This window comes from Kitasatospora sp. NPDC085895 (genome assembly GCF_040702125.1).
Classification (GTDB): Bacteria; Actinomycetota; Actinomycetes; order Streptomycetales; family Streptomycetaceae; genus Kitasatospora; species Kitasatospora arboriphila.
Genome location: NZ_JBFBJY010000079.1, coordinates 26,542 through 39,412, shown reverse-complemented (window position 1 = coordinate 39,412; position 12,871 = coordinate 26,542). Strand labels below are relative to the sequence as shown.

The window sequence follows — 12,871 nt, the reverse complement described above, 5'->3', positions numbered from 1 at the left end:
CCCGGTGCCCGGAGACGGGCACGCCGGGTTCGGGAGGCGGCTCGGGGAAACCCACTGGTGGAGACACCAGCAGGGCGCCCCGAGTCGACCTCACCCGGGCCTCGCCGCAGTAGGCGGTCTACCGCGCATCGACCGGCCTGCGAGGCCCCGGACAGGCGCCGGCTCCTGTGGGCGCCCCCGTGTCCTACCTGGAGGACATGATGGCCGTCACTCCGATCGGCGACGCCGACCGGATGACAAGCTGTAGCACCGGCACGGGGACCGAAGGAACGGGCGTTGTGCTCAGAGGAGTTCGAGTGCTTCTTCGGTGGTGGCGGCTACGACGAAGGCGTCGATGTCGACGTTCAGGGCGAGGGCGGCGGTAACGGACGGCGGTGCCGTGGTGGCGGATCGGCCGGGCCGGGAGCATGGCGTCCTGCAAGGAATGGACACATCGGGCGTACCCACGGGTCTGGCCGTCGGCCGGGCGCGCCGGCCGGTGGCCTACGGTCCCTGGTGCGGATGTGGAGCTCGCGCGTCCCGTTCGCCCTGCGTGAAGCGAGAGAACTGCACGCCCGGTCGATCCTTCCCGGTAGACTGCAGGTATATGGGCAGCGATCAGCAGCGGGACGAATGGCGGGCCACTTTGGCCCAGCAGGTCATCACCGACTGCCTTGGCCAATGGCTACGGTCGGCCAATGAGGCGGCGGTGGCCGCGGTCGGTTCGGAGCATGCCGCCGAGAGCGCGCGGCGGGCCCTGCAGGCCAAGGAGCGGTTGACTCGCTGGCGTGTCCACGGCGACCTCGGCGGCGACACGGCCGCCCGGATCGCCGACGCCGTGGTGCAGAGGATGAAGGACGACGAGACGGGCGCTCGGACCGAGGAGAGGACCGATGACTCCTTCCCGTCCTTTGACAGCAGTTACCGGGCCGCGGCAACCTGCGAGTGGCTCCGCGACCAGGGCTACGACATCCCCTTCTATCCCGAAGAACCGGGTATGTGACCGGGATCCAGGCCGGTGGCCTGCCCGTGGACGCACGCGAGCGGAGCGCCCAGAACGGTCACCAGGGGAAGTTCCGAGGGCGTTCCGGAGCGCTCGGCCCCGAACGCTGCGCCGAACCCTCGCCCGAGGTCTGATATCAACTTCGGCCCGCAACTGGCGGGGACATGCCTCCGCGTCGGGTTCTGCGGCTCCGACGGCCCCAACATCCCCATCCGAGTCCACCTGCACGCCCGCGCAGCCGGGACGGAGCTGCACCCGCTGAACCCGACCGCACCGGTCGCGGCACAGCTGCACCGTACCGGCGTGGCCCGTGTGCTACGCGTGAGCCGGAACCCTGCCGGGACCACCCGAGCTGGGATACCGGAGATTCGGGTGGGACCCGACCGGCGCAGACGAGGCTGGCTGGGGGCCGCCATTGCGGCCGGACCGGCGGTCCGGTGTGCGGCCCCGCGGCAGACCGTTCCCCCTGGGCCGCAGCCCGGACAGTCCGGGCGGCCAGGAGGCGGTGTCCTGATCTGGACGTCATGTCGAACCCTGACGGGCCTTTCGACCGCCGCGATGGTCGAGTCCGAACGCATCGACTGGATGTCGCGGGCCGTGGTGGTTCCCGGAGCCGTGATCACCGGCAGCTTGCGCCAGTGGCCCTGTGGTGGGAGCGGGGTCGCGGAAGTCCTGCAGTCTTCGGATCACCTGAAGCCGGTCGTCGCCCTGTTCATCCCGCCCGTGGACGGGCCGCCCGCACGCAACTCACCTCCACCTGAACCGGGCGAAAATCCTTCAGGGAAGCCTTGGGCTCTCGTACGCCGGCGGCATGTACCGCATCGCCATTGAGACATCAGCAGCTGGACGGTCGGGGACCTCGGCTGCTCCGACACCTGACAACCACGCCGAGCCGAGGCGCAGCCCGCCTTCCTGCCCGGTTCGGCGACGGGCCGAGACGGCGGTCGGTGCACCTGCTCGCGGGCGTGCGGCCAATACAGCGGGCGGCAGAAGGCGCTCCTGTGTCCTTGGGCAAGCTGCTTCGGCCACGGGCCCCCGCCACCCCCTTGGTGCGGCCGCGCCTGATTGGCCGTGCCGTCGGGAGTCGTGGTCATGGTGCAGCTGCAGGTGGGGGCCGCTGGGAGGCACGCCGGCGCCGGCCGGCGGTCGGTGATGTCAGCAGCGGTGGTCGGCGGCCAGGATGCGGCGGGCGAGCGTCCAGGTGAGCCGCACATCGCAGGGCCCGCACGGCTGACCGCACCGCGAGGAACCGGCACCGTGGCAGGTCGCGCAGTCCGGGTCGGCAAGGCGTACCGCCCCCGAGCCCCAACCGTTCGTCGTCCTCCGCATGGGCATCACCATCCTGTCCCGACAGCACGTTGCCGCTGCCACTGGCAGCACGCCGTATCGAAGACAGAACGTAGTCCGCTACCGCACCATGCACGCGTTGCGGCATTGGCGCAGCGCTTTGGCGCGTGGCGCGCAACCGGACGACTGTCCTATCGGCCCGTGACCTTCCGGCCTGCTCCCGGCGCCGGTCGGTCCGCAGTCACCGCTCCGGCTGCGCGCCGTGCATCCGTCCTGCCTCCGTGCACTGCTGTCGTGGCCGCTCGTTCTTCCACCGCTCGCCTCCTCGGGTGGGGCGTGTCGGCATCCCGGCCGGGACCGGGCCCGTTGCCGTCCTTGCACGGAGGAGATCACCCCCCCGCCGGGGCGCGGGAAAACCTGTTCCGGCCAGAGTAGGCATTGCGTGGCGGCGCGATTGCGATTTCTCTCGCAGCCGGTAGTCAGGAGGTGCCTGGCAGGCACGAACTGCCGGGAGTGGCAAGTGGTTCGCAGGTCTACGCGGTTACGGGGTTCTGGAGCCGGGGCCGTGTGCATTACGGCGCAGGGCTCGGTGGCCGGGCCTGGCGGCCCGCAGGTGTCACCGGAGTCCACGAGTGGGACCCGCCGTCTGAGTCCGGCGGGTGAACGGCGCAGTACCAGCAGTTGCAGGATGCGGTATCCCAGTGAAGGCGCCGGGCTGCGGGGGCGCGTGCTGGGAGGTTCCGCCAGTGGAATTCCGAAACCCGGGCAGGTGACGGGGAAGGATCTGCTGTCGGACCGGGTGGCCTACCAGGCCGCCGCGGCAGTACCGAGCAGTTGGCAGTACCAGGTGAATACCAACGAAGGATGAACGGAGGGGACGGAACGCCATCAGGGTCGCCGGCCCGTGAGCATCCTCTTCCGGGCGGACACCGCAGACCCCGGAGTGCGAAGGACGGTGGTTTCCGGTCACGCATACGCGATCCCGGCACGCCTCATCCCCGGGGCAGTGCCTACACGAGGAAGCCGGCCCTGGGCCCGAAGATGGTGATGCATCCCCTTCGGGGCCCCGGAACTGTAATGGCGCCGGGGCCCTCTGCCCGTTCCCCGGCCAGTTCGCACGACCCATCCGAATCGCACGTGAAAGAGGTGTGGTGGCCACGACCACCGTCCGGCCCCGTACGCCAGAGTCACCGCTCACCGGCGCCTCGCCCGGGACCACGAATCCAGCCCCCACCCACTCCGGGACGATGATTCCCCGGGCGATGATCGGCATCATGGTCCGCCGACTCGGGCAGCGGGCCCAGCCACTCGCCCGGAGGCTGCTGCGGAACCTCCACCACCGGCACCTTCTCGGGCCCGTCGGCGACTGTTCCCGCCCGACTTGATCCGGGAGCCCGGGTGTTGACCGTCGGCGTCGAACTCGTGCAACACGGAGTATCCTCGCCGCGCTACTCGGCCATGAGCGTCCTGGCCTGCGAAGATATCGCCGAGGTGAGCGAAGAACTGGCCTTTGTCCGACTGTCCGACGGTGGATGTTCGATAGTCCGGCTCATGCCGGACAGGAAACCAGGTCAGGCACGGTCATGGCCGCACCCTACGTGTCGACCACGACACCACGGATGCCCGCCCAGCCTCACTCGTCGCAGATCCCGAACGCGGTCTGCGGCCCGCTGCCACGTCGGCAACTGCCGTGAGAGGAATAGCCGTTGGCGGCTGTTGAGCCGCAGCGGCGCCGCCTGCAGGCGGCGCCGACACCGCCAAGGGTGGAATATTCCACCACCGCGCGCTCGGGCCTGCTACTGTTGCACTAGTTGCAGTAGTGGTTCCCATGAACTTTGTGTGCGCCTGCTGATATGTTGCAGGCGCATTTTTGTTTCCCGGCTCTTCCCCGGGTGGGTGCTCATCGCGGCGACTCGAGGCCCGTAGTGTGCGGGTTTCGGACAGCCCCTTTTAGGAGATTTCTTTATGGCTAATGGCACTGTGAAGTGGTTCAACGCGGAGAAGGGCTTCGGCTTCATCGAGCAGGAGGGTGGCGGCCCGGACGTCTTCGCCCACTACTCGAACATCAACGCCAACGGCTTCCGTGAGCTGCTCGAGGGCCAGAAGGTCGAGTTCGACGTCACGGCGGGCCAGAAGGGCCCGCAGGCCGAGAACATTCGTCCGCTGTAGTTCTTTCTGCCACGGCACCCGCCCAGCAGCGAGGGGCCCGCACCGCGTACATGATGCCCGGTGCGGGCCCCTCGGCATTGCGTCACCACGCACTCCCCGGCCACTCAGGGCTCCCTTGCCCCGCCACCGGCGGCCATCCCCGCACGAGGCGCACAGCGCCGCGTGCGGCTCGGCGCCCTGCCGTGACATCGCACGGCTTTGAAGGTTCTTCGCTCCCGCCCTGTTCGGTGAGCACCGACCACGGGCGACGTGCTGCACGGTTCTACCGTCCCCACGCTCCGCCCGTCACACTTTCGGCCCGTTCCCTTGCGGTCTCCGCCGGCGCCTCGCGTCACGGAGCCTTCCTCGTGACGTGCCGTCCCAGGAAGGTTTCCCGCATGAACCGCTCCAGCCGCTCCTCGTACCAGAACGCCAACTCCCGCTCCGCCGGCGCCTACAGGTCCCGCTCCGGTGGCAGCTCCTTCTACGGAGACCGGCCCGCCGGCAGCCGGCTCACCTCCCGTCGCAGCGCCCGCCAGGGCTCCTCCCCACAGGGCGAGTTCGCAGTGCCGGTGAGCACCACCCCGGCACTGCCGGCCGTCGAGTCCTTCGACGAACTGGACATGCCGAAGGCACTGTTGTCGGAGCTGACCCGTCAGGGCGTCACCGAGCCGTTCCCCATCCAGGCCGCTACGCTGCCGAACTCGCTGGCCGGCCGCAACGTCCTCGGACGAGGCCGCACCGGCTCCGGCAAGACCATCGCGTTCGGCCTCGCCGTGCTGGCCCGCACCGCCGGACACCGCGCCGAGCCCCGCCGCCCGCTCGCCCTGGTGCTGGTCCCCACCCGTGAACTCGCGCAGCAGGTCACCGACGCACTCACCCCCTACGCCCACGCAGTGCGCCTGCGCATGGCAACCGTGGTGGGCGGGACGTCGATCGGCCGCCAGGCACAGGCGCTGAACCGGGGCACGGAGGTCGTGGTGGCCACCCCCGGCCGACTCAAGGATCTGATCCAGCGCGGTGACTGCCAGCTGGACGAAGTCGCCGTCACGGTGCTGGACGAGGCCGACCAGATGGCCGACATGGGGTTCCTGCCGCAGGTCACCGAACTCCTGGAGCAGGTCGCCGACGGCGGCCAGACGATGCTGTTCTCCGCGACCCTGGACCGCAACGTCGACCGCCTGGTGCGGCGCTTCCTCGATGACCCGGTCACGCACTCGGTGGACCCGTCCGCCGGGGCGGTCAGCACCATGGAGCACCACGTACTGCACGTGCAGAACTCCGACAAGAACGCCACGATCGCCCACATCGCGTCCCGCGACGGAGGGGTGATCATGTTCACCGACACCAAGCACGGCGCGGACCGCCTGGTTCAGGACCTACTGGCGAACGGAGTCAAGGCCGCGGCCCTGCACGGCGGAAAGTCCCAGCCCCAGCGCACCCGCACCCTGGAGCAGTTCCGCACCGGCCAGGTCACGGCCCTGATCGCGACCAACGTCGCCGCCCGAGGCATTCACGTCGACGGGCTCGACCTGGTCGTCAACCTGGACCCCCCGAACGATCACAAGGACTACCTCCACCGGGGTGGACGCACCGCCCGGGCCGGCGAGTCCGGCACCGTCGTCACCCTCGTCCTGCCCAACCAGCGCCGCGCGATGGCCCGCATGATGACCACAGCCGCCATCACCCCCGTCACCACCCGGGTCAGCGCCGGCGACGAGAACCTGGCCCGCATCACCGGAGCCCGTATGCCCACCGGCATCCCCACCGTGGTCGCCGACCCCGTCGTCGAGCAGCCGCGCCGCAGCCCCTCCACGCGTCGCGGCCGGCGCGGCCGTGCCGGCCGCAATCCGCGAACCGTCCACGGCTCGCGTAGCACGGCTCCCGGGCGCGTCGCCGTCGCCGCATAGCACTCTCCCTGTAGCAGTTGCCGGGCCCGGCTGGTGCCGACCGGGCCCGGCAGGCCGCCGCCGCGGCGAAACCGACTACCGGCGACGGCCGCACGTGGAGTCCGACAGCAGTGCCGCGGCCCGCTCCGGCGGACCGCGCCCCGCCAGTGCCCCGATCACCGCCCGCCCGGCGGGAAGACCAAGGAGCCTGTCCATGACTACTACCCTCGAACACTCCGCGACCACCACGGTCGGCGACCTCATGAGCCCCCCGGAGCTGCAGATCAGCGACGACGTCATGGTCGACACCGCGTTGGACATCCTGCAGAGTTCCGGCGCCGACCACCTCCTGGTCCGCGACGAGGACGGCCGCTGCGCAGGCCTGTTGAACCGCCTGCACCTCGCGCCCTTCCAGACACGGTCCTGGTACACCGAGCGCACCCCGGTACGCGACGTGGCCCTCGACCGAGCCCCGTTCGCCACCATCGGCATGCCCGCCGCCACCGCGGCCGCCGCCATGCGTGCCCGCAGCCTGGAGGCGTGGCCGGTGGTGGACCACGACGGCCACGTCATCGGCCTGCTCAGCTTCTAAAGCTTGTGCAGATGGCTTCGGCCCGGGCATTGCTCCTGTATGGGTGAGGTGGTCCGGGCTGAGCCGGTGTGGGTGGAGACGTTCACGGGTCTGCGGATGCGGCAGTTCGAGGGCTTGGTGCGGGTGGTAGGGGAGCGGGGCGGGAACGGTCCGGGCGGTGGTCGGCCGTGGTGCCTGCCGCTGGCCGACCGGGTACTGCTGGTGGCCGTGTACTACCGGACCAACCTGACCATGCGGCAGCTCGCGCCACTGTTCGGGATCTCCACGGCGACGGTCTGCAGGTGGTCCAGAAGCTCGGGCCGCTCCTCGCGCTGGAACCCGCACCCCGGCCGCGACCGGGCGTGGAACGGTTGTGGATCGTGGACGGCACCCTGGTCCGGGTGCGCGACCGCACCGTCGGGGCGTCCAGCCGCAACTACCGGTTCTCGGCGAACGTGCAGGTCGTCATCGGCGCCGACATCCGCCTCGTGGGGGCCACCGCGGGTCCTGCTCGGGGCAACAGGGCCGACGCCCACGTCCGGCGGGCCTCCGACCTCCCCGCCGTCTGCGCGGACACCACGGTCCTGGCGGACGGCGCCCACCTCAACACCGGCCTGGTCGTCCCGCACCGCAAACGCGCCGGCCGGCCGCTCCTGCGAGCCCAGGAGGAGGACAACGTCGAACACCGGCGGGTGCGCGCCCGCGTCGAGCACACCTTCGCCCGCATGAAGAACTACAAGATCCTTCGAGATTGCCGACAGGAGAACGACGGCCTGCACCACGCGGTGCAGGCCGTCGCCCACATGCACGACCTCGCCCGGAGCGGGTGAAACACCAGGTCAGGGCGCGCTTCGGCATGCCGTCCCAACGTCTTTTGCAACAAGGCTTAGGTGCGGCGGCGGGCGGTGATGACGCGCTGCAGCACGATGAAGACGAACAGCAGGGCGCCGATGACGATCCTGGTCCACCAGGAGCTGAGCGTGCCCTGGAAGCTGATGATCGTCTGGATGAGCCCGAGGACGGCCACGCCGAGGACGGTGCCGACGAGGTAGCCGGAGCCGCCGGTGAGGAGGGTGCCGCCGATGACGACGGCGGCGATGGCGTCCAGCTCCAGGCCGACGGCGTGCAGGCCGTAGCCGGAGAGCATGTAGAACGTCAGCAGGACGCCGCCGAGGGCGGAGCAGAAGCCGCTGATCGCGTAGACGGTGATCCTGGTGCGGGCCACCGGCAGACCCATCAGCAGCGCGGACTGCTCGCTGCCGCCCAGCGCGTAGACGCTGCGGCCGAACCGGGTGTGGTGCAGGACCACGAAGGCCGCCGCGGCGACCAGCACGGCGATGACGGCGCTGGGGGAGAGGAAGGTGCCGCCGGGCAGCGGGACGCGGGTCTGCGCCATCGCGGTGTACGACGGGTCGGTGATGGAGATCGACTCGACGCTGATCGTGTAGCAGAGGCCGCGGGCGAGGAACATGCCGGCCAGCGTCACGATGAACGGCTGGATCTCGAAGGTGTGGACGACCCAGCCCATGGCCCAGCCCAGCCCGGTGCCGATCGCCAGCACCAGCGGGATGACGGCGAGGATCGGCCAGTGGTGCTGTTCCACCAGCCAGGCCGAGACCATCGTGGAGAGGGCGACGACCGCGCCGACCGACAGGTCGATGCCGCCGGTGAGGATCACGAAGGTCATGCCGACGGCGACGACCAGCAGGAAGGCGTTGTCGATCAGCAGGTTCAGCAGCACTTGGCCCGAGAAGAAGCCCTCGTACTGGACCGAGCCGACGCCGAACATGGCGACGAGCAGGACGGTGGTGACCAGCAGCGGGACGTGGCCGCGCAGTCTTGCGGCGAGGGTGGTGTTCATGCGCCCACCTTCAGATCGGCGGATGCGGGCTTCGGCTGCCGGCCGCCGTGCGCGGTGGTGCGACGGCGGGCGAGTACGGCGCGGAACTGCGGCGACTGGATCAGGCAGACGGTGATGACCACGGCGGCCTTGAAGACCAGGGTGGTCTCGGGCGGGATGCCGATGGTGTAGACGGTGGTGGACAGGGTCTGGATGACCAGGGCGCCGAGCACGGTGCCGCCGATGGAGAAGCGTCCGCCGTTGAGCGAGGTGCCGCCGATGACGACGGCCAGGATGGCGTCGAGTTCGATCCACAGGCCGGCGTTGTTGCCGTCGGCGGCGGAGACGTTGGAGCTGATCATCAGTCCGGCGACGGCCGCGCAGACGGCGCTGGCGACGTAGACCAGGGTGGTCAGTCGGTGGGCGCGGATGCCAACCAGCCGGCTGGCGACGGGGTTGCCGCCGACCGACTCCAGCAGCAGGCCCAGGGCGGTGGAGCGGGTGAGCAGCACGGCCAGGGTGACGGCGGCCGCCGCGAGCAGCACCGAGAACGGGACGGTCAGCCAGTAGCCGCCGCCGATCAGCCGGTAGGGGTCGCTGGTGACGGTGATGATCTGGCCGTCGGTGATCAGCTGGGCGACGCCGCGGCCGGCGACCATGAGGATGAGGGTGGCGACGATCGGCTGCACGCCGATGCGGGAGACCAGCAGGCCGTTGACCGTGCCGAGGACGAGTGCGACGGCCAGCGCCAGCGCCACGGCGGCCAGGACGGTGGAGACGCTGCCGGGGTCGGCGGCCTCGCTGATGTACAGGCAGGCCAGGGCGCCGGCGATGGCGACCGTGGAGCCGACCGACAGGTCGATGCCGCCGGTGGCGATGACCAGCGTCATGCCTAGGGAGACGAGGACCAGCGGGGCGCCGAAGTGCAGGATGTCGATCAGACTGCCGTAGAGGTGCCCCTCCTTGGTGTGGACGGCGAAGAAGTCCGGGGTGAACAGCAGGTTGGCCAGCAGCATCGCGACGAGGACCGCTGCGGGCCAGAAGAGCCGGTGTTTCGTCATCGCCGGGCTCCGCTCGCGATGGTCTCCATGAGGTGCTCCGGGGTGAGCGATCCGTCGTTGGCCAGTTGGGCGACCATGCGGTGGTCGCGCAGCACGCCGATCCGGTGGCTGAGGCGCAGGACCTCCTCCAGTTCGGCGGAGATGAACAGCACGGCCATGCCCTTCTCGGCGAGGTCCGCGACCAGTTTCTGGATCTCGGCCTTCGCGCCGACGTCGATGCCGCGGGTCGGCTCGTCGAGGATCAGCAGCTTGGGGTCGGTGATCAGCCAGCGGGCGAGCAGCACCTTCTGCTGGTTGCCGCCGGAGAGGTTGCGCACCAGTGCCTCGGGATCGCCGGGGCGGATGTTCAGCGCCCTGATCCAGCGCAGCGCGTAGTCGTCCTGCGCGGTGCGCGACAGGGGCCGGAGCCAGCCGCGGGAGGCCTGGAGGGCGAGCACGATGTTCTCGCGGACGGTGAGTTCACCGACCAGGCCCTCGGACTTGCGGTTCTCGGAGCAGAAGGCGATGCCGTGCGCGACCGCGGCCTGCGGGGTGCGCAGCGCGGCGGGCCGGCCGTCGATCCGCACGGTGCCGCTGTCCGCGTGGTCGGCGCCGAAGAGCAGCCGGGCGGCCTCGGTGCGGCCGGAGCCGAGCAGCCCCGCCAGCCCCACGACCTCGCCGGGCCGCACGGTCAGGTCGTAGGGCTCGACCGCGCCGCGCCGGCCGAGCTTCTCCGCCGTGAGGAAGGGCTGCTCCGGCGCGGGCCGGTCCGTGCGGCGGCTCGCGGTCGCCAGCCCCTCCAGGTCGGCGAGTTCGGCGCCGATCATGCGGGAGACCAGCTGGACCTGGCTGAGGTCCCGGGTGAGGTACTCGCCCTCCAGCCGGCCGTTGCGCAGGACGGTCATCCGGTCGCAGATCTCGTAGACCTGGTCGAGGAAGTGCGAGACGAACAGGATCGCCACGCCCCGCTCGCGCAGCCCGCGCATGACGGCGAACAGCTGCGCGACCTCGTCGCGGTCGAGGCTGGACGTCGGCTCGTCCAGGACGAGCACCTTGGCCTCGACGTCCACCGCCCGGGCGATCGCCACCAGCTGCTGGACGGCGATCGAGAAGCTCTCCAGCGGGGCCGTGACGTCGATGTCCAGGTCGAGTGCGGCGACCGAGGCCGCGGCGCGGCGGCGCAGTTCGGACCAGTGGATCAGGCCGCGGCGGCGCGGCTCACGGCCGATGAAGAGGTTCTCCGCGACCGACAGGTTCGGGCAGAGGTTGACCTCCTGGTAGACCGTCGAGATGCCGGCCTGCTGCGCCTGCAGCGGACCGGCGATCCGCAGCGGCCGGCCGGCCAGGGCGACCTCGCCGCCGTCCGCGGGGTGGACGCCGGTGAGGACCTTGATGAGGGTGGACTTGCCCGCGCCGTTCTCGCCCATCAGCGCGTGCACCTCCCCGGGGAAGAGCCGGAAGTCGACGTCGTCGAGTGCCAGCACGCCGGGGAACTCCTTGCGGAGCCCGCGTACTTCCAGGACCGGTTGCTGCATCGGTCCTCCTTTCGTGGTCGGTCGGGACCGGGGGCGCCGCCGCGCCGTGGGGCTGCGGCGCGGCGGGCGGCCCGGTGCGCCGGCCGGTCAGTACTGACGGGTCGGCAGCGCGGCGGTGGCCTGCTCGGGGGTGAAGGTGCCCTCGACGGTCTTGATCCGGCGCTCGACGCTCTCGCCGTTCTTGACCTTCTTCGCCAGCTCCATCAGCTGGTCGCCGAGGAGCGGGTTGCACTCCACATCGAAGTTGATCTTGCCCTGGGACATGGCGGTGAAGGCGTCCTTGACGCCGTCCACGGAGACGATCCTGATGTCGGTCCCGGGCTTCTTCCCGGCCTCCTCGATCGCCTGGATCGCACCGAGCGCCATGTCGTCGTTGTGGGCGTACAGGACGTCGATCCTGGGCTGCGCCTTCAGGAAGGCCTGCATGACCTCCTTGCCCTTGGCCCGGGTGAAGTCGCCGGTCTGCGAGGCGACCACCTTGAACTTCGGGTCGCCCTTGATCACGTCGGCGAAGCCGGACTTGCGGTCGTTCGCAGGGGCGGAGCCGGTGGTGCCCTCCAGCTGGACGATGTTCACCTCGCCCGGCTTGCCCTGGTACTCCTTCACCAGCCAGTCGCCGGCCTTCTTGCCCTCCTCGACGAAGTCCGAGCCGAGGAAGGTGGCGTAGAGCGAGGTGTCCTCGGAGTCGATCGCGCGGTCGGTGAGGATCACCGGGATGTGCGCGTTCTTGGCCTCCTTCAGCACGGTGTCCCAACCGGACTCGACCACCGGCGAGAAGGCGATCACGTCGACCTTCTGCTGGATGAACGAGCGGATCGCCTTGATCTGGTTCTCCTGCTTCTGCTGGGCGTCGGAGAACTTGAGGGTGATGCCCGCCTTCTTCGCCGCCTCCTGGACGGACTTGGTGTTCGCGGTGCGCCACCCGCTCTCGGCGCCCACCTGGGCGAAGCCGAGGACGAGCTTGCCGCCAGGCTTCTTGCCGTCCGACGAACCGCCGGTGGAGGAGCAGGCGGACAGGCCGACGATCATGACGCCGGCCAGGACGGCGGCAGCGGCTCTCTTGGACATCTGGGCTTCCTCTCGATGGTCCCCTCCGGGCCGGGGCTGCGGAGCGGGCGGCAGGCAGCGGTCGGCGGAGGGAATGGGTGTGCTGGTCCGGGCGGGCGGCAGCCGCCGGCTCGGGCCCTGAAGTGATCGGATGGATCGTCAAAGGCGGTGTGAGAATGATCGTTCGGCGTACCGATGCGTCACCGGCGTGCGCTGGGGTGGGAGCGCCGGCGTCTTCGCCCGATGATTGTTAGCGCTCACATATGATGGGGGCAAGAGTGGTGCACCGCTTTATCGAATCTTGACCGCTGCGGGCCGGCCCGCCCATCCGGTCACCGGCGGCGCCGGGGGTCCGGGGCGCCGGGCAGGGGATCCGTGACCGGCGCCTGCCGTATCGGCGCGGATGTCGCCCTGTTGGGTGCGGCGGGTCGCGAATGCCCAGGTGGCGCGGGGAGTGGCCGTTCCGGTGGCGGCCGGTGGCGACCGGCGGTTGTGCGTCGGGAACTGTCGGACGCCTTGACGCGGTCATACG

Annotated in this window: 8 protein-coding genes and 1 pseudogene; 5 read left to right on the top strand and 4 right to left on the bottom strand. The window is 70.3% G+C overall.

Annotated features, from left to right (window positions below):
* Positions 1-586: 586 nt before the first annotated feature.
* The 5 genes and pseudogenes from AB0442_RS33755 to AB0442_RS33735 all read left to right on the top strand — a co-directional run bounded on the left by AB0442_RS33755 (position 587) and on the right by AB0442_RS33735 (position 7,707).
* Positions 587-982 (top strand): hypothetical protein, encoded by a 396-nt coding sequence (locus tag AB0442_RS33755; RefSeq protein WP_366167411.1) that lies wholly within the window; start codon positions 587-589, stop codon positions 980-982.
* A 3,252-nt stretch (positions 983-4,234) separates the two neighbouring features.
* Positions 4,235-4,438, top strand: coding sequence for a cold-shock protein (locus AB0442_RS33750; protein WP_363548770.1), 204 nt, complete (start codon positions 4,235-4,237; stop codon positions 4,436-4,438).
* 377 nt (positions 4,439-4,815) lie between these two features.
* Complete coding sequence (locus AB0442_RS33745; RefSeq protein WP_366167410.1) at positions 4,816-6,327, top strand: DEAD/DEAH box helicase; 1,512 nt, start codon at positions 4,816-4,818, stop codon at positions 6,325-6,327.
* A 193-nt stretch (positions 6,328-6,520) separates the two neighbouring features.
* A complete protein-coding gene (locus AB0442_RS33740; RefSeq protein ID WP_366167409.1) occupies positions 6,521-6,898 on the top strand; it encodes a CBS domain-containing protein in 378 nt (125 codons plus the stop codon).
* Between the two features lie 39 nt (positions 6,899-6,937).
* Positions 6,938-7,707 (top strand): annotated as a pseudogene (locus tag AB0442_RS33735) (transposase family protein).
* 56 nt (positions 7,708-7,763) lie between these two features.
* Here AB0442_RS33735 and yjfF read toward each other — a convergent pair.
* The 4 genes from yjfF to AB0442_RS33715 all read right to left on the bottom strand — a co-directional run bounded on the left by yjfF (position 7,764) and on the right by AB0442_RS33715 (position 12,360).
* Positions 7,764-8,738: a galactofuranose ABC transporter, permease protein YjfF gene (yjfF, locus tag AB0442_RS33730; RefSeq protein WP_366167408.1), complete on the bottom strand. Its 975-nt coding sequence runs from the start codon at positions 8,736-8,738 to the stop codon at positions 7,764-7,766.
* Positions 8,735-9,778, bottom strand: a complete 1,044-nt coding sequence (locus AB0442_RS33725; RefSeq protein WP_366167407.1) for an ABC transporter permease — start codon at positions 9,776-9,778, stop codon at positions 8,735-8,737. Before AB0442_RS33725 ends, yjfF begins: the two co-directional genes overlap by 4 nt.
* Positions 9,775-11,292 (bottom strand): sugar ABC transporter ATP-binding protein, encoded by a 1,518-nt coding sequence (locus AB0442_RS33720; protein ID WP_366167406.1) that lies wholly within the window; start codon positions 11,290-11,292, stop codon positions 9,775-9,777. Before AB0442_RS33720 ends, AB0442_RS33725 begins: the two co-directional genes overlap by 4 nt.
* 87 nt (positions 11,293-11,379) lie before the next feature.
* Positions 11,380-12,360: an ABC transporter substrate-binding protein gene (locus tag AB0442_RS33715; protein ID WP_366167405.1), complete on the bottom strand. Its 981-nt coding sequence runs from the start codon at positions 12,358-12,360 to the stop codon at positions 11,380-11,382.
* Positions 12,361-12,871 lie beyond the last annotated feature (511 nt).

What these genes read in the sequence shown, in the direction of transcription:
- AB0442_RS33755 (WP_366167411.1), top strand. Translation starts at nt 587, where the DNA reads ATGGGCAGCGATCAGCAGCGGGACGAATGGCGGGCCACTTTGGCCCAG.
- AB0442_RS33750 (WP_363548770.1), top strand. Translation starts at nt 4,235, where the DNA reads ATGGCTAATGGCACTGTGAAGTGGTTCAACGCGGAGAAGGGCTTCGGC.
- AB0442_RS33745 (WP_366167410.1), top strand. Translation starts at nt 4,816, where the DNA reads ATGAACCGCTCCAGCCGCTCCTCGTACCAGAACGCCAACTCCCGCTCC.
- AB0442_RS33740 (WP_366167409.1), top strand. Translation starts at nt 6,521, where the DNA reads ATGACTACTACCCTCGAACACTCCGCGACCACCACGGTCGGCGACCTC.
- yjfF (WP_366167408.1), bottom strand. Translation starts at nt 8,738, where the DNA reads ATGAACACCACCCTCGCCGCAAGACTGCGCGGCCACGTCCCGCTGCTG.
- AB0442_RS33725 (WP_366167407.1), bottom strand. Translation starts at nt 9,778, where the DNA reads ATGACGAAACACCGGCTCTTCTGGCCCGCAGCGGTCCTCGTCGCGATG.
- AB0442_RS33720 (WP_366167406.1), bottom strand. Translation starts at nt 11,292, where the DNA reads ATGCAGCAACCGGTCCTGGAAGTACGCGGGCTCCGCAAGGAGTTCCCC.
- AB0442_RS33715 (WP_366167405.1), bottom strand. Translation starts at nt 12,360, where the DNA reads ATGTCCAAGAGAGCCGCTGCCGCCGTCCTGGCCGGCGTCATGATCGTC.